This is a genomic window from Burkholderia cepacia, assembly GCF_029962485.1.
Taxonomy (GTDB): Bacteria; Pseudomonadota; Gammaproteobacteria; order Burkholderiales; family Burkholderiaceae; genus Burkholderia.
Window position 1 is genome coordinate 1,365,175 of record NZ_CP073638.1, and the last position, 23,125, is coordinate 1,388,299.

The following is a 23,125-nucleotide window of genomic DNA, read 5'->3' on the forward strand; positions in this document are numbered from 1 at the left end:
AGATGGCCGCGCTCACTCCTGCACAAGTGCTGTACGACGGGGCGTCCCCGCCCGCGATCCTGCCCTGCTGCGATCATTACGCGGGCAGCGAAAAGCTGATGCGCAAGTCGCTCGCGCTGCAAGCCGAACTGGGTCCCGTATTCGACATCACGTTCGACTGCGAGGACGGCGCGGCCGTCGGCCAGGAAGCCGCGCATGCGGCCCTCGTCGCCGACCTGCTCGGCAGCGACGAGAACCGCTTCGGCCGCGTCGGCGTCCGGATCCACGACTTTTCCCACCCGCACTGGCGCGACGACGTCCGCATCGTGCTGCGCGCCGCGCGCGCACCGGCCTACATCACGCTCCCGAAGATCGCGAACGCGGCCGACGCCGCCGAAATGACCGCGTTCATCGAAGGCGCGCGCCGCGAGCTCGGCATCGCGCAGCCGATCCCGGTCGACGTGCTGGTCGAGACGCACGGCGCGCTTGCGCAGGCCGCCGCCCTCGCCGCGTTGCCGACGGTCGGCACGCTGAGCTTCGGGCTGATGGATTTCGTCTCCGCGCACCATGGCGCGATTCCCGATTCCGCGATGCGCTCGCCCGGCCAGTTCGAACACCCGCTCGTGCGCCGCGCGAAGCTGGAAATCGCCGCGGCCTGCCACGCGCACGGCAAGACGCCGTCGCACAACGTGACGACCGAAGTGCGCGACATGAGCGTCGTGGCCGGCGATGCGCGCCGCGCGCGCGACGAATTCGCGTTCACGCGCATGTGGAGCATCCATCCCGCGCAGATCCGCCCGATCGTCGACGCATTCGCGCCGCGCACCGACGAGGTCGCGCTGGCCGCCGAGATCCTGCTGGCCGCGCAGGCCGCCGACTGGGGCCCGACGCGCCACGGTGATACGCTGCACGATCGCGCGAGTTATCGCTATTACTGGTCGGTGCTGCGCCGCGCGCGCGCCACCGGCCAGCCCGTACCGGCCGAGGCCGCGCCGCTGTTCGGCCCGGCCGCCGTGGGCGCCGCACCGTAAGCGCGCGCCGCCGGCCGATACGCCAGATACACGAATTTCATGCATTCGCCGATGCGCAAACCGGACAGAGGTTTGCGAAACGACAAAAAACGTAACGGAGCCCGAAAACCTGATATGTACGCGGCCAAATAGGTGAAAATAGCGGCCGCTGCGCGCTTTCGGGGCGCGTGCAGTTTCAAACCGGCCGGCAGTTTCGATTGCCGGCCCTTGTCAACTGATTATCGAAAGGTTCTGACTCCATGAAGAAACTCCTGATCGCTACCGCTATCGGCGCCTTGTCCGCCACGATGCTGGTGTCGGCTCCGAGCGCGTTTGCCCAGGGTACGGCCACGACGACCGCGAAGAAGGCAACCGCCAAGCGCCCGGCGCCGGCCAAGCGCATCATCCCGCGCAGCAAGAAGGCACAGGCACGTGCGGCCGCCAAGGTCGATCCGGTACCGGACGGCGCGGTCAAGTGGTCCTGCAAGGAAGGTCTGTCGTTCGACCTCGCCGGTGACATGAAGCGCGACCAGGTGGTCACGGTTCACTGGGCGAAGAAGAACTACAAGCTGCCGCGTCAGGCCACGACGACGGGCGCCGACACGTTCTACGATCCGGCAGCTGGCTTCAAGCTGGTCGTGATCCCGACCAAGGCCATGCTGTTCTCGGACGCAAACGGCGGCGAGCGCCTCGCGGACGAATGCGTGACGCCGGAAATGGCACAAGGCACGGCAGCGCCGACGCAATCGAACGAGCTGAAGCCGGCAACGAACTAAGCGCGTTCCCCCTCGGCCCCTCGATGTCCGCCCCGGTCTCCAACGTCCGCCCTGCTCCGGATACGGTACTCGTCGATATCGTCGACTACGTGCTGAACGCCGGCATCGACAGCGCGCTCGCGCTGGAGACGGCGCGTCATTGCCTGATCGACACGCTCGGATGTGGACTCGAGGCGCTGTCCTACCCTGCCTGCACCAAGCTGCTCGGCCCCGTCGTGCCCGGCACGATCGTGCCGAACGGCGCGAAGGTGCCCGGCACGTCCTTCCAGCTCGACCCCGTCCAGGCCGCGTTCGGCATCGGCGCGATGATCCGCTGGCTGGACTTCAACGACACCTGGCTCGCCGCCGAATGGGGTCATCCGTCCGACAATCTCGGCGGGATCCTGGCGACAGCCGACTGGCTCTCCCGTACGGCCGTCGCGGCCGGCCGGAAGCCGCTCCCGATGCGCGACGTCCTGGTCGCGATGATCCAGGCCCATGAAATCCAGGGCTGCCTCGCACTCGAAAATTCATTCAACGCGGTCGGGCTCGATCACGTGCTGCTCGTGAAGGTTGCGTCGACGGCCGTCGTCGGCCGGCTGCTCGGGCTCACGCGCGACGAGCTGATCAACGCGGTATCCAACGCGTTCGTCGACGGCCAGGCGCTGCGCACCTACCGCCACGCACCGAACACGGGCTCGCGCAAGTCGTGGGCGGCCGGCGACGCCACGTCCCGCGCGGTACGCCTCGCGCTGATCGCGAAAACGGGTGAAATGGGCTACCCGTCGGCACTCACCGCCAAGACCTGGGGCTTCTACGACGTGCTGTTCGACGGCAAGCCGTTCCGCTTCCAGCGCCCGTACGGCACGTACGTGATGGAAAACGTGCTGTTCAAGATCGCGTTCCCCGCCGAATTCCATGCGCAGACGGCCGCCGAGGCCGCGCTGCAGCTGCACGCGCAGCTCGCCGCCGCCGGCCGCACGACCGACGAGATCAGCAAGATCACGATCCGCACGCATGCGGCCGCGATCCGCATCATCGACAAGCAGGGCCCGCTCGCCAATCCGGCCGACCGCGACCACTGCATCCAGTACATGGTCGCCGTGCCGCTGCTGTTCGGCCGGCTGACCGCGGCCGACTACGAAGATTCGGCCGCCGCCGATCCCCGCATCGACGCGCTGCGCGCGAAGACCGTATGCGTCGAGGATCCGCAGTTCACGAAGGATTATCACGATCCGGACAAACGATCGATCGCGAATGCGCTGACGATCGAGTTCACGGACGGATCGAAGCTTGCCGAAGTGGCGGTCGAATACCCGCTCGGCCATCGGCGACGCCGCACCGACGGCATCCCGCTCCTGGTCGAGAAGTTCCGGACCAACCTTGCCCGCCGTTTCCCGGCAAAGCAGCAACAAGCGATTCTCGACGTGTCGCTGGACCAGGCAAAGCTCGAAGCGATGCCGGTCGATGAGTACGTCGACTTGTATGTGATATAGCCGTCATCTACAGGACTCTTTGTTTCCTAGCCTTAAACCCAGGAAAATCACCATGGCCCACAATCTCCACAAGACCCTCAAGGAATTCGACAGCGGTTCCGGCAAAGGCAAGTTCTACTCGCTGCCGCAGCTCGGCAAGGAACTGAAGACGAAGATCGAACGCCTGCCGGTGTCGATCCGTATCGTGCTCGAGTCCGTGCTGCGCAACTACGACGGCAAGAAAATCACCGAAGAGCACATCGAGCAGCTCGCGAACTGGAAGCCGACCGCGAAGCGCGTCGACGAGATTCCGTTCGTCGTGTCGCGCGTCGTGCTGCAGGACTTCACGGGCGTGCCGCTGCTTGCCGACATCGCGGCCATGCGCGGCGTCGCGGAGCGCACGGGCAAGAACCCGAAGAAGATCGAGCCGCTGGTCCCGGTCGATCTCGTCGTCGATCACTCGGTCCAGATCGACTACTTCCGCCAGAAGGACGCGCTCGACCTGAACATGAAACTGGAATTCCAGCGCAACAACGAGCGCTACCAGTTCATGAAGTGGGGCATGCAGGCCTTCGACACGTTCAAGGTCGTGCCGCCGGGCGTCGGCATCGTCCACCAGGTGAACCTCGAATACCTCGCGCGCGGCGTCCACAAGAAGGCGGACGGCGGCGACACCGTGTACTACCCGGACACCCTCGTCGGCACGGACAGCCACACGACGATGATCAACGGCATCGGCGTGGTCGGCTGGGGCGTGGGCGGCATCGAGGCGGAAGCCGGCATGCTCGGCCAGCCGGTGTACTTCCTGACGCCGGACGTCGTCGGCGTCGAGCTGAAGGGCAAGCTGCGCGAAGGCGTGACGGCTACCGACCTGGTGCTGACGATCACCGAAATGCTGCGCAAGGAGAAGGTCGTCGGCAAGTTCGTCGAGTTCTTCGGCGAAGGCACGAAGTCGCTGTCGCTGCCGGACCGCGCGACGATCGGCAACATGGCGCCGGAATACGGCGCGACGATGGGCTTCTTCCCGGTCGACGAAAAGACGATCGACTACTTCGAAGGCACGGGCCGCACGAAGGCGGAAATCGCCGCGTTCGAAAACTACTTCAAGGCACAGAAGCTGTTCGGCATCCCGAAGGCCGGCGACATCGACTACACGAAGGTCGTGACGCTGGATCTCGCGACGGTCGCCCCGTCGCTGGCCGGCCCGAAGCGCCCGCAGGACCGCATCGAGATCGGCAACGTCAAGTCGACGTTCACCGACCTGTTCTCGAAGCCGGTCGCGGAAAACGGCTTCGCGAAGAAAGCGGACGACCTGAACACGCAGTACACGACGAGCAACAACGTCGACGTCAAGAACGGCGACGTGCTGATCGCCGCGATCACGTCGTGCACGAACACGTCGAACCCGAGCGTGCTGCTGGCCGCCGGCCTGCTCGCGAAGAAGGCCGTCGAAGCCGGCCTCACGGTCGATCCGAAGATCAAGACCTCGCTCGCGCCGGGATCGCGCATCGTCACCGAGTACCTGACGAAGACGGGCCTGCTGCCCTACCTGTCGAAACTCGGCTTCGAAGTCGCGGCCTACGGTTGCACGACCTGTATCGGCAACGCGGGCGACCTGACGCCAGAGCTAAACGAAGCGATCACGAAGAACGACATCGTCGCGGCGGCCGTGCTGTCGGGCAACCGTAACTTCGAAGCGCGTATCCACCCGAACATCCGCGCGAACTTCCTCGCGTCGCCGCCGCTGGTCGTCGCATACGCGATCGCCGGCAACATCACGCGCGACCTGATGACGGAACCGGTCGGCAAGGGCAAGGGCGGCCGCGACATCTACCTCGGCGACATCTGGCCGACGAGCGACGAAATCCACGCGCTGCTCAAGTTCGCGCTCGATCCGAAGAAGTTCGAGGACAACTACTCGAAGCTGACCAAGAAGGGCGACCTCTGGAGCAAGATCGAGGGCGAATCGGGCCAGGTCTACGACTGGCCGAAGTCGACCTACATCGCCGAGCCGCCGTTCTTCGGCAACGACTTCTCGATGGAACCGGCTGCGTCGATCCCGACGGTCAAGGGCGCGCGCGCACTGGGCATCTTCGGTGACTCGGTCACGACCGACCACATCAGCCCGGCAGGCTCGATCAAGGAAGACTCGCCGGCAGGCAAGTGGCTGAAGGAAAACGGCGTGCAGAAGGCCGACTTCAACAGCTACGGCTCGCGCCGCGGCAACCACGACGTGATGATGCGCGGCACGTTCGCGAACGTGCGGATCAAGAACCTGATGATCCCGGCGAAGGCGGACGGCTCGCGCGTCGAAGGCGGCCTGACGATCCACCAGCCGAGCGGCGAACAGCAGTCGATCTACGACGCGGCGATGCAGTATGTGGGCGCCGACACGCCGACCGTCGTGTTCGCGGGTGAAGAGTACGGCACGGGCTCGTCGCGCGATTGGGCCGCGAAGGGCACGCAGCTGCTCGGCGTGAAGGCCGTGATCGCACGCAGCTTCGAGCGGATCCACCGCTCGAACCTGGTCGGCATGGGCGTGCTGCCGCTGCAGTTCAAGGGCTCGGACAGCATCCAGTCGCTCGGCATCACCGGTGAAGAGACGTACGACATCGAAGGCCTCGGCGACGACTTCAAGCCGCAGCAGGACGTCACGCTCGTGATCAACCGCAAGAACGGCGAAACGCAGCGCGTGCAGGTGCTGCTGCGTATCGATACGCCGATCGAAGTCGACTACTACAAGCACGGCGGTATCCTGCCGTTCGTGCTGCGCTCGCTGCTCGCAGCGTAAGCGCCCTGCTTTTGCAGGTGCCGCAGCCGCCTCGCGGGCGGTTGCGGCCGATTTGGATGCCCGACCTCGTGTCGGGCTTTTTTTTGGTTCATCGAGGATGAATCGGCGTCCCGCCGATCGGCAACGCCATGCAGATAACCGGCTGAGCCGCAACGTAGGGCACCGTGTCACAATGGCTTCATCATCGATCCCAACCGCGCCCCATGTCCCGTCCTGCCCTGCAACTCGCAGCAGCGCTTCTGTCCTTGATGACCGCCACGGCGGCGCTGGCCGCCCCTCAGTACTTTCACAAGTACTTTGCAGGCCTGATCGGCGACCGCTATGCGTTCACGATGGATCTCAAGAATGCCGACGGTAAGTTGACGGGAAGCTATCGCTACGCCGGCAAGCACGACGCTATCGCTCTAAGCGGCAAGATCGATCCATCGGGCACCTTTGCGATGGACGAGATCGGGAGCAGCGGTCAGCACACCGGCACTTTCACGGGCAGGGTGACCGGCAACACACTCGACGGTACCTGGGCATCGGCCCGTGGAGACCGGCATTTGCGCGTCGATGCGCGACAGACCTCTGAAATCGTCATCGGCTCGAAGCGCGAAATTCTCACGCAGGCGATCGGCACGTATGTACTCGATAGCGTCACCGGCTCCGGTGGGGCCAACGGCATGTGGGATTCATGGCGGGAGAAAGGCCGATGGAAATCGAATATATCGGCCATCGAAATGGCACGCCGCGAGTACTCGGACGTGCGCCTCACACATGAGGACCTGCATCGCCTCGACAGTATGACGATCACGGTCGATACGGCGCTCGCTACGCGCCTGAGCGTCGATGGCAAGGCGCTGCTGTCGATCCCGTACCGCGACGCGGGCATGGAGTACAAAATCAACCAGCCTCACAACAGTATCGTGGAGGACGAGCTGAAAACACTTTCGCCCGCCACGACGGTTCAAGACGAACATCTCTACCTGCTCGCCCGCGATGCGGTTGATTTCGTCCCGGCGATGTCAGGTAACTTTCTGCCTAACGACCGCCTGGACGTCGTGACTATCAGCTACGCCATCGTCGACAAAACCTTCGACGTCTACTTGCAGGACGGCAACTGCTGTGGCGGCACCCTGTTCACTTTCCGGCGCAAGGACCGATAGCGGTACCGCACCGCGTCGCGTCACGCTGCATCGCCGCGTCGCGTCTTCGCCGCCGCCCCTCGCGCGTTCTTCTTCAGATGCGTGCGGTTGTATTCGATCGCCGCCCGCACGAGCGTCTTCAGCGCCCGCTTGTCGATCCGGTCGCCTTCGAAGAAATCGATCGCGCGTCGCGCATTGCCGTCCAGGCCGTCGTTGAACAGCTGGTCGGGATCGGGGAGCTGCGCGCCGTGCATGAAGGTCACTTTCACCTTGCCCTTGTGCGCGTTCGCCACCGCGATCATCCCGTCGCATGACCAGACGGGGCTGCCCATCCACTTCCATTCCTCGACGATGCCTGCTTGCGCAGCGAGGATCGTCTGACGCAGGTCGGCGAACGTCTTGCCGCGCCAGTCGGCGATGCCTGCAATCAGCGCATCGATGCGCTCCGACGGCGTGAAGTCCGTTGTGCTCATGCGCGGGCCTCCGTGCCTTCATCGGGGCGCGCCAGCACCTGTTCGAGCGACTCGAAGAACCGTACCCAGCCATGCTGCGCACCGCGGTACGCCTGTTCCTGATCGGCGCGGAAACCGACCTGCTCCATGCGCAGGTGCGTGCCGGCCGGCGTCGGCGTGAGCGTCCACGTAACGACGCTTTCGAGCCCGTACGCGGCCCACGTGTACGACAACGTGCGCGGCGGCTCAATCGCCAGCACCGTGCAGTCGACCGAGCCCCAGTCCGCGCGGAAACTGAACGCACGGCCCGCGACGGGCTCGAAGTCGCTCTGCATCAGCCACGCCTCAATCAGGTGCGGTTGCGTGAGCGCGCGCCAGATCTTCTCCGGCGGATGGGACAGGTCCCGTTCGACGACGACGGAGCGCGTTTCGGTAGTGGCTTGGTTCATTACTGATCCATCCTTTTGAGCAGATCTTCGAGGGCATCGAACCGGTTCTGCCAGAAGCCTGCCATCTGGCTCGTCCAGTCGATCAGCGGGGCCAGCGCTTGCGGCTGTGCGCTGTAGTGCGTCTGCCGGCCTTCGTGACGGTCATTCACGAGCCCGGCCTGCTTCAGTACACCGAGGTGCTTCGACACGGCCGGTTGCGAGACGCCCGCATGGGCCGTCAGCGCGGCAACCGTCAGCTCGCCCTCCTCGCACAGCCGCTCGAAAAGCGCGCGGCGCGTCGGATCGGCAAGCGTCCTGAAAAGCATGTCGTGAGCGTTCTGCATGTCGTCCAAAATCCATAACCCGTTGGTTATGGATTGAAGGATATCTGCTGAACGGCGCACGTCAAGGCGAAATTTCGTGGACGCTATCTTCCGATCCTGAGCCGGTGGCGTGCGCATCGCGCCGGCTCGCGCCCGTCGCGCAATTCGAGCATTCCCTCTAATCCACAATCGCGACACGCGATCCGAAAGCCGCCTGCAAGACTGCCCGGCGGGCCGTTCCACAGTTCGGGAAACGCTTGCGTTTGACCGGCCCCTTTTTTGTGCACGCGCGGATCCGTTCCTGCCGCATCGCTTCGTTTGACCACATAGTGCGACTCGGTGCGCGGCAACGGACACGCAAACGCCACGCATTCGCGCGTCCTTCCGCTCCGCGATCTCGCGCGTTTCGATGTCGCGACGATCAACTCGTGCGTACCAACGCCACGCGTTGCCACGCTGTCGTGCCGCGAACCGGTTCCGTTCGCCGCGCGCGATATCGCAGGCGTGTCCGGCACCACGCCTGCATCGGCACGCGTCGATGTCAGAACTGACAGCTGTGGAAACTGGCAGCTACCCGAACGACACCGACGCCCTACGCTCGTCACCGCTCGCGGCCCCACAAGGGCCGGGGGTTCCAGTAACGTCGCCTCTCCTAAAAAAGGACTCCCGATGAAAAGGAATGCCTGGTTCGCCCTGCCCCTTCCGTCGCCCCGCCGCCTCGCGTGCGTAGCGCCGTTCGTGTTCGCTGCCGCTGCGGCGCATGCGACGACGGATTGGGTCGATACCCATACGAAGGCCTTTCTGACCGGCCCGCAGTTGATGGCGCGCAGTGCGGCGCCATCGCTCGAACTGGCAGCCGGTGAAACGACCAACGTCGTCATCAGCCTGAAGCTGCGCAACGCCGCGCAACTCAAGCAACTGGCGCGCGACGTGAACCGGCCCGGCAGCGCGCATTACCGTCATTACCTGACGCACGAGCAGTTCCTCGCCAACTACGCGCCGACCGATGCGCAGGTGAAGTCGGTCGTCGACTATCTGCACAAGAGCGGCTTCGTGAACGTCGAAGTCGCGCCGAACCGCCTGCTGGTCTCCGCGCGCGGCACTGCCGGCACCGTGAAGACCGCATTCAACACGTCGCTCGTGCATTTCGAGTACGCAGGCCGCTCGGGCTTCGCGAACGCTTCGACCGCGCAGGTCCCGAGCGCGCTCGGCAACGTCGTCGGCTCGGTGCTCGGGCTGCAGAGCGTCGCGCGTGCGCATCCGATGCTGCGCATCGGCAACGTGGCGAAGCCGCAGGCGCTCGCGGCCGGCACGGCAACGGGTCACTATCCGAAGGAATTCCCGGGTCTCTACAACGCAACCGGCGTGCCGACCGCGGCCGGCGTGACCGTCGGCATCATCACGATCGGCGGCGTATCGCAAACGCTGCAGGACCTGAAGCAGTTCACGTCGAGCAACGGTTACGGCGCGGTCTCGACACAGACCGTCCAGACCAACGGCTCGGGCGGCAGCTACACCGACGACCAGGACGGCCAGGGCGAATGGGATCTCGACAGCCAGTCGATCGTCGGCTCGGCCGGCGGCCAGGTCGGCAAGCTCGTGTTCTACATGGCCGACCTCAACGCAAGCGGCAACACGGGTCTCACGCAGGCGTTCAACCGCGCCGTGTCGGACAACACCGCGAAGGTGATCAACGTGTCGCTCGGCTGGTGCGAGACCGACGCGAACGCGGACGGCACGATCGACGCCGAGGAGCAGATCTTCACGACGGCAGCCGCCCAGGGCCAGACGTTCTCGGTGTCGTCGGGCGACGAAGGCGTGTACGAGTGCAACAACCGCGGCTATCCGGACGGCGCGAACTACACGGTATCGTGGCCGGCCTCGTCGCCGCACGTGCTCGCAATCGGCGGCACGACGCTCTACACGACGTCGGCAGGCGCGTTCTCGAATGAAACGGTGTGGAACGAAGGCCTCGACAGCAACGGCAAGCTGTGGGCGACGGGCGGCGGCGTCAGCACGATCCTGCCGGCGCCGTCGTGGCAATCGGGCAGCAACCGCCAGTTGCCGGACGTGTCGTTCGACGCCGCGCAAAGCACCGGCGCGTACATCTACAACTACGGCCAGTTGCAGCAGATCGGCGGCACGAGCCTCGCCGCGCCGATCTTCACGGGCTTCTGGGCGCGCCTGCTCGCGGCGAACGGCACGGGCCTCGGCTTCCCGGCCGGCAACTTCTATGCGGACATTCCGTCGAACCCGTCGCTCGTGCGCTATGACGTCGTGTCGGGCAACAACGGCTATCAGGGGTATGGCTATACCGCCGGCACCGGCTGGGATCTGACGACCGGCTTCGGCAGCCTGAACATCGCGAACCTCAACCAACTGATCAAGTCGGGCGGGTTCTGATCGATGCATGAAGGCCGGCGCGCGGCGGCATTTGCCGCGCGCCGGTTTATAACGCCTACTCCACCGCCCGCTCCTTCGCGCGTTCCGGCGCGGCCGGCACACCGGCCCGATGCGACGGCGCGAACAACCGCAGCCCGCTCGCAACGCTCGCGGCCCCGGCGAACCCTGCGCCAAGCATCAACGCAAGCGTCGGCCCATGGCGCCCCGCGATCCCGAACGACAGCGCAACGAGCGCCGCGCCCGTCGCCTGCCCGATCAGCCGCGCGGTCGCGATGATCCCGCTCGCGCCACCGCTGCGCTCGGGCGGCGCACTCGACATCAGCGCCTTCAGGTTCGGCGACTGGAAGAAACCGAAGCCCGCGCCGCACAGCATCATCCGCCAGCCGATGTCGACGACGCTCGGCGACACCGGCAGCGCGGCGAGCGACACCATGCCCGCGCTCAGCAACGCGAGCCCGATCGCACCGAGCAGACCGGGCGGATAACGATCCGACAACCGGCCCGCGATCGGCGCGGCGAACGCGACGATCGCCGACCACGGCGTCATCAGGAAGCCCGTTTCGACCGCGCTGCGATGCAGGACGGTTTCGAAATAGAACGGCAGCGACACGAACGCCAGCCCCTGCGCGGCGAACGCGCACACGGCCGTCAGCGCGGACAGCGTGAACACCGGCCGGCGAAACAGGTCGACCGGCAGCATCGGCGCCGGGTGCCCGGCCTGGCGGCGGATCAGCAGCCAGCCGAATGCGAGCGCAACCGCGGCCGATGCGAACACGATCGAAAGCGGCCCGCGCTGCGCGAATTCACCGAGCGCGAAGATCAGCGACGCGAACGTGATCACGTTGAACAGCGCGGCGACCGGATCGAACGCATGCTTGCCACGCGCCGTCTGCGGCAGCGACGGAATCGCCACGGCGAGCGCAATCACGCCGAGCGGCACGTTCACCGCGAACAGCCACGGCCATGCGGCAACCGACAGGATCAGCGACGCAATGGTCGGCCCCACCGCGAACGACACGCCGACGACGAGCGCGTTGAAGCCGACGCCGCGTCCGAGCCGGTGTGCGGGAAACAGGCCGCGGATCAGCGCGACGTTGACGCTCATGATCGCGCTCGCGCCGAAGCCCTGCACGATCCGTGCGGCCGTCAGCATCGGCAGCGTCGACGCGAGCGAACAGCCGAGCGATGCGAGCGTGAACACCGCAAGCCCGGCGATATACACGCGCTTGTGGCCGACGATGTCGCCAAGCGAGGCGAACGGCAGCAGCGTCGCGACCATCGCGAGCTGGTATGCGTTGATGATCCACACGGAAGCGGCCGGCGACGCATGCAGGTCGGCGGCGATCGCGGGCAGCGCGGTGTTCGCGATCGCGGTGTCGAGCGTCGCGAGCGCGACGGCCAGCAGCACCGCGGACATCGCGCGCCAGTTGACGGCCGGCTCATGGGCGCCGGCGGGGGTAGCGAATTCGGACAAGATGAGGCTCGGCTGACGAGCGACGCGTTGCGCCACGTCGCGGATTGGACTCGCGGCGGCGTTCCGGTCGCACCGCACGGAACGCGCGCCGCCGCGCCCCGTATTGTTGCAGAGCCGCATCGAACGTGCAGGCGGCCGCGTCGTCAGTCAGCAAAATGAAAGAAAATGCGCCGCGCGCCCCATGCGCGGCGGCGCCTCGTGCCGGGCGTGACCGGTCAGCTCACCGCGCGCCGCGCATTGCGCCCGCGCAGCCATTCGAGCGCCAGCAGCAGGCTCGTCGAGAAGATGATCAGGATCGTTGCGAGCGCAGCGATCGTCGGGCTGATGTTCTCGCGGATACCCGTGAACATCTGGCGCGGCAGCGTCGTCTGGTCCGCGCCCGCGAGGAACAGCGTGACGACCACTTCGTCGAACGATGTCGCGAACGCAAACAGCGCGCCCGACATCACGCCCGGCGCGATCACCGGCAGCGTCACGCGGAAGAAGGTCGACACCGGGTTCGCGCCGAGCGACAGGCTCGCACGCACGAGGTTCTGGTTGAAGCCCTGCAGCGTCGCGGCGACCGTCGTCACGACGAACGGCACGCCGAGCGCCGCGTGCGCGGCGATCAGCCCCGTGTAGGTGTTCGCGAGCCCGAGCGGCGCGAAGAACAGGTACATGCCGACGCCGACGACGACAACCGGCACGATCATCGGCGACAACAGCACGGCCATCAGCAACCCCTTGCCGCGGAAGTCGGCTTTCGTGAGACCGATCGCGGCAAGCGTGCCGAGCACGGTCGCGACGATGGTCGCCGACGGCGCGACGATGAAGCTGTTCTTCGCGGCCATCCGCCACTCGTCCGATGCGATCAGGTTCTCGTACCAGCGCGTCGAGAAGCCCGGAATCGGATAGACGAGGAACGTGCTCGACGAAAACGACAGCGGCACGATCGCGAGCACCGGCAGGATCAGGTACAGCAGCGTCAGCACGACGAGCACGCGCAACGCGACGTACCACGCGCGCTCGACGAACGACATGTGCGGCGCGAACACCGGCCTGGCGAGTTTCATGGTCCGAATCCCCTTCCCGTTTCGTGACGTATTTCTGCCCGGGCGCTCAGCCGAGGCTCACGTTGGTGCGCGTGAAGCGCCCGTACACCGCGTACAGCACGAGCGTCGCCGCGAGCAGCAGCCCGCCGAGCGCACACGCCATGCCCCAGTTGATCGTCACGTTCGTGAAGTACGCGACGTAGTAGCTGACCATCTGGTCGTTCGGCCCGCCGAGCAGCGCGGGCGTGATGTAGTAGCCGATCGCGAGGATGAACACGAGCAGCGCGCCCGCGCCGACGCCCGGATAGGTCTGCGGCACGTACACGCGCCAGAACGCGGCGAACGGATGGCTGCCGAGCGACACGGCCGCACGCTGGTAGGTCGGCGGGATCGACTTCATCACGCTGTACAACGGCAGGATCATGAACGGCAGCAGGATGTGCGTCATCGAGATGTACACGCCGACGCGGTTGAACAGCAGCGTCAGCGGATGCGAGATCAGCCCGCTGCCGATCAGCGCCTTGTTGATCAGCCCTTCGCTCTGCAGCAGCACGATCCACGCGGCGACGCGCACGAGCACCGACGTCCAGAACGGAATCAGCACGAGAATCATCACGAGGTTCGCGCGCCGCTCCGACAGCGTCGAGATCCAGTACGCGAGCGGATAGCCGAGCAGCAGCGCGAACAGCGTGACGGCGATGCCGATCACGAACGTGCGGCCGAAGATCGCGAGATAGATCGACTGGTCGGGGTCGGCCTGCACGATGTGGCCGAAGCCGTCCTGCTTGTGGTCGAGCGCGGCAAGCAGGTAGAACGGCGATACCTGGCTGCCGTTCTTCGCGATCGCCTGCCAGTACGCGGCGTCGCCCCAGCGCGAATCGAGATCGACGATTTTCTCGCGCGTCTGCGCGGGCGTCAGCGCCGCGTCGTTGTCGCCCTTCAGCGGCATCGCACGCGCCGTCTTCGCGACGAGCGAGCGATAGCCGGGAATCTCGGTGTTCAGCCGCCGCGCGAGCGCACCCATCGCCTCGCTGTCGGCCACCTTCGTCATGTCCGCCGCGAGCGCGACATACGCGGCGTCGGCCGGCGGCGCCTTGCGGTCCCAGCCCGACAGCGCGGCGACCGTATTCGGCAACGCGGTTGCGATCTCGGGGTTCTGCACTGCGCGCGTGAGCAGCGTGCCGATCGGCACGACGAAGATCAGCAGCAGGAAAATCGCGAGCGGCGCGACCAGCAGCAACGCCATCGTGCGCTTGCGGGCCTCGGCAGCCTTCAGCTCGCGCTTGAGCGCGGCGGTCGACGGCGAGGAAGGCGCGATCGTCATCGTATTCAACGGTTCTCTCCGGCCGGGCACGTTCCGGCGGAATGCCGCGCGACACGATCGACGCATCGCGCGGCCGGTTGCATCAGGACACCTTCAGGATACCTGACCGGTTACTTCGTCGCCCATGCGGTGAAGCGCTGCTCGAGCTCGTCGCTGTGGTCGGTCCAGAAGCCGATGTCTTCCAGCACCGCGTTCTTGCCGTTGGCCGGCGAGTTCGGCAGGTTCGAGAGCGTCTTCGCGTCGAGCGACTTGATTGCCGCGATGTTCGCAGGGCCGTACGCGATGTGCTGCGCATACGCCTGCTGCGGCTTCGGCGTCAGCGAATACGCGATGTACTGCTCGGCCAGCGCCTTGTTCGGCGAACCCTTCGGAATCGCCCAGTAGTCGAGGTCGTAGATGCTGCCGTTCCACACGACCTTCAGGTTCTTGCCTTCCTTCTGCGCGGCATCGATGCGGCCGTTATACGCGGTCGACATCACGACGTCGCCGGCGACGAGGAACTGCGGCGGCTGCGCGCCTGCTTCCCACCACTGGATGTACGGCTTCAACTCGTCGAGCTTCTTGAACGCGCGGTCCTGGCCGGCCTTCGTGCCAAGCACCTTGTAGACGTCCTTCGTCGCGACGCCGTCGGCCATCAGCGCGAATTCGAGGTTATAGCGCGCGCCCTTGCGCATCCCTCGCTTGCCGGGGAATTTCTTCACGTTCCAGAAATCGGCCCAGCCGGTCGGCGCCGACTTCAGCTTGTCCGCGTTGTACGACAGCGCCGTCGACCACACGAAGAAGCCGACGCCGCACACCTGCGGCGATTCCGGAATCAGGTCGGACTTCTTCGCGATCTTCGACCAGTCGAGCTTCTCGTACAGCCCTTCGTCGCAGCCGCGGTTCAGGTCGCCCGATTCGACTTCGACCACGTCCCAGTTGACGTGCTTCGCCTCGACCATCGCCTTCACCTTCGCCTGCTCGCCGTTGTACTCGACGGCCGTGACCTTGTTGCCGGTTGCCTTTTCGAACGGCTGGTTGAACGCGGCCTTCTGTGCGTCGCCGTTCGCGCCGCCGAAGTTGACGACCGTGAGTTCCGCAGCCGATGCCGATGCACCGAACGCGATCAGTGCCAGCGCGAGTGCCGTGCGGCGCGCAGTAAAGCTTGCTCGTTTCATGATGGTTCCTCTCCTCTCGTGGTGGAAGTGGGCTTTGTTGTTGACGACGTGCTGCGGAAAAGCGGTGAAACCGGGGTCACGCGAACACGCGCAGGTGTTCGGGTGCGAATGCAAGCGAGACCGGCGCGCCGGGCGAGAACGCGTCGAGCGCGCCGGTGCCGAGCGGCACCTTCACGAAGCATTCGTCCTGGCCGGGCAGCGCGCAGCGCATGCGCACGTGATCGCCGAAATAGATGAGGCTGCGCGCTTCGCCGCTCAGGCGGTTCGCGGCGGCGCCGTTCGCGTGGCCGTTGGCAGCGAGGCTCATGCGTTCGGGGCGGATGCACGCGACCGCCGATGCGCCTTCGGCGGCTTCGCCAATGTGGCGGCCGACGAGCTTCGTGCCGTCGTCGAGCCGGAACTCGCAGAATTCGCCGTCGACACGCGCGATGGTGCCGCGCAGCCGGTTGCTGTCGCCGATGAAGTTGGCAACGAATTCGTTGCACGGCGATTCGTACAGGCGGTCCACGGTGTCGAGCTGCTGCACGATGCCCTTGTCGAACACCGCGACGCGGTCGGACATCGTCAGCGCCTCGCCCTGGTCGTGCGTCACGTACACGAAGGTCACGCCGAGCTTCTCGTGCAGCGCCTTGAGTTCGTACTGCATGTGTTCGCGCAACTGCTTGTCGAGCGCGCCGAGCGGCTCGTCCATCAGCACCAGCTTCGGCTCGAACACGAGTGCGCGCGCCAGCGCAATGCGCTGCTGCTGGCCGCCCGACAACTGCGCCGGATAGCGTTTCGCGAAGCGCTCCATCTGCACCATCTTCAGCGCATGCGCGACGCGTTCCGCGCGCTCGCCGGCCGGCAGCTTGCGCACGGTCAGCGGATACGCGACGTTCTGCTCGACCGTCAGGTGCGGGAACAGCGCGTAGTTCTGAAACACCATGCCGATGTTGCGCTTGTGCGGCGGCACGTTGTTCAGCAGCTCGCCGTCCAGGCGGATCTCGCCGCCGGTCGGGAATTCGAAGCCGGCAAGCATCATCAGGCAGGTGGTCTTGCCCGAACCCGACGGCCCGAGCAGCGTCAGGAATTCCCCACGGTGGATATCGAGGTCGAGCGATTTGACGACCAGCGTTTCGCCGTCGTAGGTCTTCCGCACGCCGCGAAAGCTGACGATCACATCATCGGACTTCATCGTGGCTGTCCCCTTGCTTCGCGACAATTGATTTTGAGATGCGAGCCACTATACGGCGCGCACGGTTCTATACTAGGGAACCATTTCAATATTCCAAGTAGGACCACTTTGGATACCGTGATCGTCGCCGACTGGCTCTCCGCCCGTCTCGACCGCAGCTCGCCGGAGCCGATGTACCGGCAGTTGCTGCAGCTGATGCAGCAAGCCATCCTGACCGGGGAATTGGGGCCAGGGACGAAACTGCCGAGCTCGCGCACGCTCGCGGGCGACCTGTCGATCGCGCGCAATACCGTGCTGCATGTGTACGACCAGTTGACGGCCGAGGGCTACGTGCTGACGACGACCGGCAGCGGCACCTACGTGGCCGATACGCGGCCGGACGCCGCGGCGATCCACGCACCGGGCAACGCGCCGGCGCCGTCAGCCGCCGACGAACCGCCGCCGGATGCGCAGGGCAGCCTGTCGACGCGCGGCCGGCAACTGATCGAGCACGCGGGTGTATCGCGACGCCAGTGGGGTGCTTTCATGCCGGGCGTGCCGGACGTGTCGGAATTTCCGAGCCGCACGTGGAGCCGCCTGCAGGCGCGGCTGTGGAAGGAAGCCAATCCCGAACTGCTGACCTACGCGCCGGGCGGCGGCTACCGGCCGTTGCGGCGCGCGCTTGCCGATTACCTGCGCGTCGCGCGCTCGGTCAAATGCTCGCCGGACCAGGTGATCATCACGACGGGCATCCACCAGTCGATCGATCTCGCGGTGCGGCTGCTGTCCGATATCGGCGATCGCGCGTGGGTCGAGGAGCCGTGCTACTGGGGCGTGCGCAGCGTCCTGCAGGCGGCCGGTCTCACGCTCGCCCCGGTGCCGGTCGACCAGGAAGGGCTCGACCCGCGTGCGAGCGACATGCAGCATCCGCCGCGGCTCGTGCTCGTCACGCCATCGCATCAGTACCCGCTCGGCATGGTGATGAGTCTCGCGCGGCGCCGGATGCTGCTCGAATACGCGCGCCAGCACCGCTGCTGGATCATCGAAGACGACTACGACAGCGAATTCCGCTACGGCAGCCGGCCGCTCGCGTCGCTGCAGGGGCTCGACGACGGCGGCCGCGTGATCTACGTCGGCAGCCTCGGCAAGATGCTGTTCCCGGGGCTGCGGATGGGCTATATGGTCGTGCCCGAGCATCTGGTCGATACGTTCCGCACCGGATTGTCGGAGCTGTACCGTGAAGGCCAGCTGATGCAGCAGGCCGTGCTCGCCGAATTCATCATGGACGGCCACCTCACTTCACATGTCAGACGAATGCGCACGCTGTACGGCGAGCGCCGGCAACTGATGATCGACGCGATCCGCGCGCGCTTCGGCGATGCGCTCCCGGTGATGGGCGACGAGGCCGGCCTGCATCTGGTGCTCGGCCTGCCTGACGCGTGCGACGATCGCGCGGTCACGCAGAGCGCGTTCGATGCGGGCGTGATTGTCCGCCCGCTGACCAGCTACTACAGCAGCCTCGACACCGCGCGACAGGGCCTGCTGCTCGGCTATGCGTGCGTCGCGCACGAAGGCATCGGGCCCGCGTTCGACACGCTCGCCGATACCATCGAGCAGCATCTGCCGCGCGACATCACGCGCGCCGCATGAGGCCTCGCGAGACCGGCCACACGCGGCGACGCCCGCGTCATTGCGTGCCGCCGGCCGCGCGATCGAGCGATGCCGCGCGCACGGCTTCGCCCGGCTTCGTGAACACACGCTGCCGCAACCCGGCGATCTGCGCGTCGCGGTCCTGCTGAGACAGGCCGGCCGATTCGATCTGCGCACGCTGCGCCGCGTAGTCCGCATAGCGGCGTTGCCACGACGCATCGTCCTGCTGCATCTGCGCGACGCGCGCGGCGGCGTCGGGGCCGAGCGTCTGCGTCAGCTGCGCGCGCATCGCATCGGGCGTCGCCCCGCTCTTCTGCAATTGCGCGATCTGGTCGATCGCGGCACGCTGCTGGTCGATGCGCTGCTGCGCCGCCCGCTCGTCAGCCGGCATCTGCTGCGCCAGCGCCGCGAGCCGCTCGGCCTTCTGCGCATCGGTCAATGAGCGATCCTGAGTGATCTTCAGCCGTGCGAGGTCGTAGCGCTGCCGCCACTGCTCCGCACCGAAGAACGGCTGGCTCCAGTCGCCGAGCGTGCGGTACGCGATCGACGCGCGCTGATCGAGTGCGAGCTGCAACGCGCCCAGATCGGACTTGTCGACCGCGCCGGCATCGCGCAGTTTCGCGAGCGCGTCGAGATACGCGCGATACCGGTGCCACACGTCGAGCGCCTCGGCCTGCGCGGCCGTACCATCGAGCTGCGCGGCAATCTCGCGCACGACGAACGCATCGAGCGCGGCCGCGCTCAGGTCGCTCTGCGCGGTCAGGCAATAGTCGAAGAAATCGCGTACCGCGCGCGACTTCGCGAGATGGCCGCCGGCATCGAGCGGCAGCCGCGGCGCGCTGGAACCGGCCAGCGACGGCGGCAAGCCCGCGCTCGCCGGCACGGCGGCCTGCGGTGCTGCGGCCGTCACACCGCCCGCCGCTGCCGCGTCCGGTGCGTCACCGGCGGCGCCCGACCCGCGATGCCACCCCGCCCCGCTCCACATCGCGACGCCGGCAACCGCCGCCAGCCCCACGACACCATAGACTGCTGCGCGCCGCGCCAGCGGCGCGCGCCCTTCACGTGCCGTCATCGATTACACGCCCGCGAGCTGCAGCCGGTTCGCATGCGTGCGGATCACCGCGACCGGATCTTCCGCATACGCGCCGCGCACGCCGAGCAGTTGGTTGATCTCGTCGATGTGGTTCCACTTGTAGCTCGTGCTCAGCACCTTGCCGTACAGCGCGCTGCACTTCGACACGAGCCCGTCGTTCTGACCCGAGCCACGGTTGATCATCACCGTGCCGGTGCCGAACAGCGCGAGCGTCGACGGGTCGAGCGCGTTTGCGGGATCGACGAGCGGAATGGTGCTCGTGTCCTTCGCACCCGTCACGCCGAACAGCGAAAGCGTCGGCTGGATCGCCGTGCCGGCCCACGAGTACAGCAGATGCGTGTTGCCGCCGACCGTTTCCGTCGGTGCGCCAGTCTGGCAGCTGCCCGGTGCACCAAGGCCCGCGCTCGGATAGTTCTGGTTGTAGGTCGCCGCCTGCGCGGTCGTCAGCGTCTTCAGCGATGCAAGCGCATCCTGGTTCGTGTTGTGGCTGCTGCTCGTCAGGATTCCGAACACATTGACGAACGCCGCGATCACCGTCGACGACAGCCCGGTCGGATCGTACGCGAGCACGCTCTGCACGAAATCCGCGAACTCGGAGCCGCGATGCGGCGTGCCGATCGTCGTCACCGACGCGACGAGATCGGGCGCGACGGCCGCGACATAGCGCGACGTCAGCCCGCCCTGGCTGTGGCCGACGAGATTGACCTTGGTCGCGCCCGTCGCGGCGAGTACCGTCTTCACGTAGGCGAGCAGCTGTTCGCCGCGCCCGTTCGGGCCATCGTCGCTCTGGAAGCCCGACAGGTTCGCGACGTAGACGGTCGCGCCATGCTGCTGCAGATCCTCCTGGATGCCGTACCAGTACTCGAGCACGCCGGCGTACTTGTCGGTGCCGGTGAGCCCGTGCACGAGGATGATCGGATAACGCGTCGCCGCGTAGTTGTCGGCGGGCGCGGTCGCCGCCATCGCCGCGTGTGTCGTCGCGAGCGTCATCAGCGCGGTCGTCCCCGCGAACGGTGCGACGCTCATCGCACATGCCACTGCCCCTGCCATTACCCTGGAACGCATCGATCTGGCCATGCATGTTCTCCTGATTATTGTGCTGCCGGTGCGAATGACACCGGATCGACGCGCACGCTGCATCGCGCGCACCGTGTGCGTCGAATGCGGGAGTGAATCACGAGTCGCGAACGTTTGCGCCCTGACTAGACACGGTTCTCTAATCGGTTGACGTACCCCGCCCGTTCGGGCGGGGCTGCATTCACACGCGTGCATGCTGCAATGCACACGCGCCGCGCGCTACAGCTTCGCGCTCACGCGCACCCATGCGGTCCGGCCCGGCTCCATCACCGGCGCGTTCGCCGGATAGCCGAAGCCCGCGTTGCCGGCGAGGTTCAGGTGCTCGGTGTAGGCCTTGTTCAGCACGTTGTCGACGCCGACCGAGATCTGCACGGTCTTGCTGACGTTGTATTGCGTATGCAGCGACAGCACGCCGAATCCGGCGCTCGGACCGAAGTCCTTGCCGACCACGTTGCCCTCGTTCAGTGCATAGCGATGCTGCGGCGCAACGATCCGCCACAGGCCGCCGGCCGACCATGCGCCTCGCGTGTATTCGAGCCCGATGCGTGCCTCGAGCGGCGGCATCTGCGGCAGCGGATCGCCGCTTGCCACGTTGCGCCCCCATGCATACGCGAGCGACGTCTCGACGCGCAGCGGCGCAACCGGCCGCCACGACACGCCCGCTTCGCCGCCCATGATCTGCGCGTTGACGTTGGTCGCCTGCGTGGTCGGGCCCATCATGCCGGCCGCGTAGTTGAACAGGATGAAGTCCTGCACATAGCCGGCATATGCCGACACCCACGCATCGAACCGGTCGCTCTTGTACTGCGCGCCGATGTCGATCTGCGTGGTCTTCTCCGGCTGCACCGCCGAGAATGCGTTGACCGAACCGGCCGGCCCGCGCGTCGCGGAGAACAGTTCCCAGTAGTCGGGATAGCGTTCCGCGTGGCCGATCCCCGCGTACCACGTGACGGGCAGCGACGCGAGATCGCGCTCGTAGCGCACGAAGCCGCTCGGCAACACGCGCGAGCGATCGTCGTCGAAGGTCGGGTTCGGCTTGCTCATCATCATCCCGCTCTTCATCGCGCGCTTGTCGCGAGCGCTCGCATAGTCGACGCGCGCGCCGCCGATCACGCGCGACACGTCGCTCGCATACCACGTCAGTTCGCCGAACACGCCCGCGTTCCACATCGTCGCCTGCGCATCCCACGGTTGGTCGCGGTAGTTCTGCTGCCCCATCGACGAGCGCGAATCGAGCCGGTTCGATTGCGCGTCGATACCCGTCACGAGCTTGAAGTCGTCGCCGAAACGGAACGTCGCCGCCGCGCGCGCACCGACCGTGCGGCGCCGCACGTCGGCCGCCATCCGCATCGGCATGCTGCTGGTCGGGTCGGGCTGCCGCAACGTGTAGTTGTCCATCACGTGATCGGCCTCGTTGTAGTACACGCGCGCCTCGATCCGGTCGAGCACGTCGCCGAGGTGCCGCTTGTCGAACGACAGCCCGAGCGTCTCGCGGCGGAAATGCGCACCGTCCATCCCGCGGCCCGCGTAGCGCGCATAACCGTCGCCGGTGCCGGCGGTCAGCTCGACGCGCGTGTGGTCGTCGGGGGTCCAGCCGAGCGCCGCATCGGCGTTCCACTTGTCCCACTGCGACGGCACGGTGTTGCCGTTGCCGTCCTTGTAGTCCTGCGAATGCGCGTGGTTCGCGGTCACGCGGCCGTAGACGTCGGGCGTGCCCGCCGTCAGGTCGATGTTCTGGTCGTTGCGGCCAAACGATCCACCGACCAGGCTGCCGTCGAAACGCATGCCCGGACGCTCGAAGCGCGGCGTCACGCGCTCGAACAGCACGGTGCCGGCCGACGCGCCGGGACCGTACAGCACGGACTGCGGCCCCTTCACGACGGTGACCTTGTCATAGCTTTCCGGTGCGATGTACGACGTCGGCGCATCCATCCGGTTCGGGCATGCGCCGAGCGTCGGCATTCCGTTCGCCAGGATGTTCAACCGCGAACCGAACATCCCGCGCAGCACGGGGTCGCCGTTCGTGCCGCCGCTGCGGATCGACGTGAAGCCGGGGATCGTCTTCAGGTAATCCGCACCGTCGCTGGCGGGCAGCGGCTGGCGCGGCGCCTTCGGATTCGTGACGACGACGAGCGGCGTCGACAGCGGCGCCGCGACGACCTCGACGGGCGGCAGCAGCGCGGCCGACTCGTTCACCGGCGCGACGTCCGCACGCGCCGTTTCGGCCGCCGCAGCACTCGCTGCCAGCGCGCCGGCAGCGAGCGCGGGAACGGTAAGTTTCAACATTCGCGGCACGCGCCGCGCACTGGCATTGCATGACGCCCGCGGCGCACGCAACTGGAAATTGGTCATGATCGAAAGCCCGAGTGACGCCCTCCACGCGGCCGCGACGGGCCGCACGGATATCGGCGGTAATAAGAACG

18 protein-coding genes are annotated in these 23,125 nt (G+C 66.5%); 7 read left to right on the forward strand and 11 right to left on the reverse strand.

Going from position 1 to position 23,125, the window contains the following annotated elements; translation table 11 throughout:
• Positions 1-2: 2 nt before the first annotated feature.
• From KEC55_RS22445 to KEC55_RS22465, 5 genes are all read left to right on the forward strand, one after another.
• Positions 3-1,010 carry an HpcH/HpaI aldolase/citrate lyase family protein gene (locus KEC55_RS22445; RefSeq protein WP_282510937.1) on the forward strand — a complete coding sequence of 336 codons (1,008 nt, stop codon included), beginning with the start codon at positions 3-5 and terminating at the stop codon, positions 1,008-1,010.
• Between the two features lie 239 nt (positions 1,011-1,249).
• The gene (locus tag KEC55_RS22450; protein ID WP_050011294.1) at positions 1,250-1,765 is read left to right on the forward strand and encodes a hypothetical protein; all 516 of its coding nucleotides are present in this window, start codon (positions 1,250-1,252) and stop codon (positions 1,763-1,765) included.
• A gap of 23 nt (positions 1,766-1,788) precedes the next feature.
• Positions 1,789-3,240, forward strand: a complete 1,452-nt coding sequence (locus tag KEC55_RS22455; RefSeq protein ID WP_282510942.1) for a bifunctional 2-methylcitrate dehydratase/aconitate hydratase — start codon at positions 1,789-1,791, stop codon at positions 3,238-3,240.
• A 52-nt stretch (positions 3,241-3,292) separates the two neighbouring features.
• Positions 3,293-6,010: an aconitate hydratase AcnA gene (gene acnA / locus KEC55_RS22460; RefSeq protein WP_282510944.1), complete on the forward strand. Its 2,718-nt coding sequence runs from the start codon at positions 3,293-3,295 to the stop codon at positions 6,008-6,010.
• Positions 6,011-6,213: 203 nt separating this feature from the next.
• Entirely contained in the window at positions 6,214-7,158 is a 945-nt protein-coding gene (locus KEC55_RS22465; protein ID WP_282510946.1) for a hypothetical protein, read from the forward strand.
• A gap of 20 nt (positions 7,159-7,178) precedes the next feature.
• Here the strand turns inward: KEC55_RS22465 and KEC55_RS22470 are convergent, their stop codons facing one another.
• The 3 genes from KEC55_RS22470 to KEC55_RS22480 are packed head-to-tail and all read right to left on the reverse strand — an operon-like array spanning position 7,179 to position 8,361.
• On the reverse strand, positions 7,179-7,610 hold the full coding sequence (locus tag KEC55_RS22470) for a DUF1801 domain-containing protein (RefSeq protein WP_282510948.1): 432 nt from the start codon (positions 7,608-7,610) through the stop codon (positions 7,179-7,181).
• Positions 7,607-8,038, reverse strand: a complete 432-nt coding sequence (locus tag KEC55_RS22475; protein ID WP_282510950.1) for an SRPBCC family protein — start codon at positions 8,036-8,038, stop codon at positions 7,607-7,609. Before KEC55_RS22475 ends, KEC55_RS22470 begins: the two co-directional genes overlap by 4 nt.
• Positions 8,038-8,361 carry an ArsR/SmtB family transcription factor gene (locus KEC55_RS22480; RefSeq protein WP_034180131.1) on the reverse strand — a complete coding sequence of 108 codons (324 nt, stop codon included), beginning with the start codon at positions 8,359-8,361 and terminating at the stop codon, positions 8,038-8,040. The genes KEC55_RS22475 and KEC55_RS22480 overlap by 1 nt, the downstream gene beginning before the upstream one ends.
• A gap of 648 nt (positions 8,362-9,009) precedes the next feature.
• Between KEC55_RS22480 and KEC55_RS22485 the strand changes: the two genes are divergently transcribed.
• Positions 9,010-10,743, forward strand: coding sequence for a S53 family peptidase (locus tag KEC55_RS22485; protein ID WP_282510958.1), 1,734 nt, complete (start codon positions 9,010-9,012; stop codon positions 10,741-10,743).
• A gap of 55 nt (positions 10,744-10,798) precedes the next feature.
• Here KEC55_RS22485 and KEC55_RS22490 read toward each other — a convergent pair whose 3' ends face one another.
• The 5 genes from KEC55_RS22490 to KEC55_RS22510 all read right to left on the reverse strand — a co-directional run bounded on the left by KEC55_RS22490 (position 10,799) and on the right by KEC55_RS22510 (position 16,903).
• A complete protein-coding gene (locus KEC55_RS22490; protein WP_282510960.1) occupies positions 10,799-12,217 on the reverse strand; it encodes an MFS transporter in 1,419 nt (472 codons plus the stop codon).
• A 215-nt stretch (positions 12,218-12,432) separates the two neighbouring features.
• Positions 12,433-13,269 (reverse strand): ABC transporter permease, encoded by an 837-nt coding sequence (locus KEC55_RS22495; RefSeq protein ID WP_282510962.1) that lies wholly within the window; start codon positions 13,267-13,269, stop codon positions 12,433-12,435.
• Between the two features lie 46 nt (positions 13,270-13,315).
• Complete coding sequence (locus tag KEC55_RS22500) at positions 13,316-14,572, reverse strand: ABC transporter permease (RefSeq protein ID WP_282511386.1); 1,257 nt, start codon at positions 14,570-14,572, stop codon at positions 13,316-13,318.
• A 110-nt stretch (positions 14,573-14,682) separates the two neighbouring features.
• Positions 14,683-15,729 carry an ABC transporter substrate-binding protein gene (locus KEC55_RS22505; RefSeq protein ID WP_282510965.1) on the reverse strand — a complete coding sequence of 349 codons (1,047 nt, stop codon included), beginning with the start codon at positions 15,727-15,729 and terminating at the stop codon, positions 14,683-14,685.
• Between the two features lie 76 nt (positions 15,730-15,805).
• A complete protein-coding gene (locus KEC55_RS22510; RefSeq protein WP_176045950.1) occupies positions 15,806-16,903 on the reverse strand; it encodes an ABC transporter ATP-binding protein in 1,098 nt (365 codons plus the stop codon).
• A 108-nt stretch (positions 16,904-17,011) separates the two neighbouring features.
• Here KEC55_RS22510 and KEC55_RS22515 point away from each other — a divergent pair, with 108 nt between their 5' ends.
• Positions 17,012-18,532, forward strand: a complete 1,521-nt coding sequence (locus KEC55_RS22515) for a PLP-dependent aminotransferase family protein (RefSeq protein WP_282510971.1) — start codon at positions 17,012-17,014, stop codon at positions 18,530-18,532.
• A gap of 37 nt (positions 18,533-18,569) precedes the next feature.
• On the opposite strand, the gene KEC55_RS22520 is transcribed toward KEC55_RS22515, so the two are convergent.
• From KEC55_RS22520 to KEC55_RS22530, 3 genes are all read right to left on the reverse strand, one after another.
• Positions 18,570-19,604, reverse strand: coding sequence for a lipase secretion chaperone (locus KEC55_RS22520; protein WP_282510973.1), 1,035 nt, complete (start codon positions 19,602-19,604; stop codon positions 18,570-18,572).
• A gap of 3 nt (positions 19,605-19,607) precedes the next feature.
• Positions 19,608-20,702, reverse strand: a complete 1,095-nt coding sequence (locus tag KEC55_RS22525) for a triacylglycerol lipase (protein ID WP_282510975.1) — start codon at positions 20,700-20,702, stop codon at positions 19,608-19,610.
• Positions 20,703-20,921: 219 nt separating this feature from the next.
• Positions 20,922-23,054, reverse strand: a complete 2,133-nt coding sequence (locus KEC55_RS22530) for a TonB-dependent copper receptor (protein WP_282510977.1) — start codon at positions 23,052-23,054, stop codon at positions 20,922-20,924.
• Positions 23,055-23,125 lie beyond the last annotated feature (71 nt).

Coding starts and splice junctions, on each gene's coding strand:
- KEC55_RS22470 (WP_282510948.1), bottom strand. CDS start 7,610: ATGAGCACAACGGACTTCACGCCGTCGGAGCGCATCGATGCGCTGATT.
- KEC55_RS22445 (WP_282510937.1), top strand. CDS start 3: ATGGCCGCGCTCACTCCTGCACAAGTGCTGTACGACGGGGCGTCCCCG.
- KEC55_RS22485 (WP_282510958.1), top strand. CDS start 9,010: ATGAAAAGGAATGCCTGGTTCGCCCTGCCCCTTCCGTCGCCCCGCCGC.
- KEC55_RS22450 (WP_050011294.1), top strand. CDS start 1,250: ATGAAGAAACTCCTGATCGCTACCGCTATCGGCGCCTTGTCCGCCACG.
- KEC55_RS22520 (WP_282510973.1), bottom strand. CDS start 19,604: ATGACGGCACGTGAAGGGCGCGCGCCGCTGGCGCGGCGCGCAGCAGTC.
- KEC55_RS22525 (WP_282510975.1), bottom strand. CDS start 20,702: ATGGCCAGATCGATGCGTTCCAGGGTAATGGCAGGGGCAGTGGCATGT.
- KEC55_RS22455 (WP_282510942.1), top strand. CDS start 1,789: ATGTCCGCCCCGGTCTCCAACGTCCGCCCTGCTCCGGATACGGTACTC.
- KEC55_RS22480 (WP_034180131.1), bottom strand. CDS start 8,361: ATGCAGAACGCTCACGACATGCTTTTCAGGACGCTTGCCGATCCGACG.
- KEC55_RS22465 (WP_282510946.1), top strand. CDS start 6,214: ATGTCCCGTCCTGCCCTGCAACTCGCAGCAGCGCTTCTGTCCTTGATG.
- KEC55_RS22495 (WP_282510962.1), bottom strand. CDS start 13,269: ATGAAACTCGCCAGGCCGGTGTTCGCGCCGCACATGTCGTTCGTCGAG.
- KEC55_RS22505 (WP_282510965.1), bottom strand. CDS start 15,729: ATGAAACGAGCAAGCTTTACTGCGCGCCGCACGGCACTCGCGCTGGCA.
- KEC55_RS22475 (WP_282510950.1), bottom strand. CDS start 8,038: ATGAACCAAGCCACTACCGAAACGCGCTCCGTCGTCGTCGAACGGGAC.
- KEC55_RS22500 (WP_282511386.1), bottom strand. CDS start 14,572: ATGACGATCGCGCCTTCCTCGCCGTCGACCGCCGCGCTCAAGCGCGAG.
- KEC55_RS22510 (WP_176045950.1), bottom strand. CDS start 16,903: ATGAAGTCCGATGATGTGATCGTCAGCTTTCGCGGCGTGCGGAAGACC.
- KEC55_RS22530 (WP_282510977.1), bottom strand. CDS start 23,054: ATGACCAATTTCCAGTTGCGTGCGCCGCGGGCGTCATGCAATGCCAGT.
- acnA (WP_282510944.1), top strand. CDS start 3,293: ATGGCCCACAATCTCCACAAGACCCTCAAGGAATTCGACAGCGGTTCC.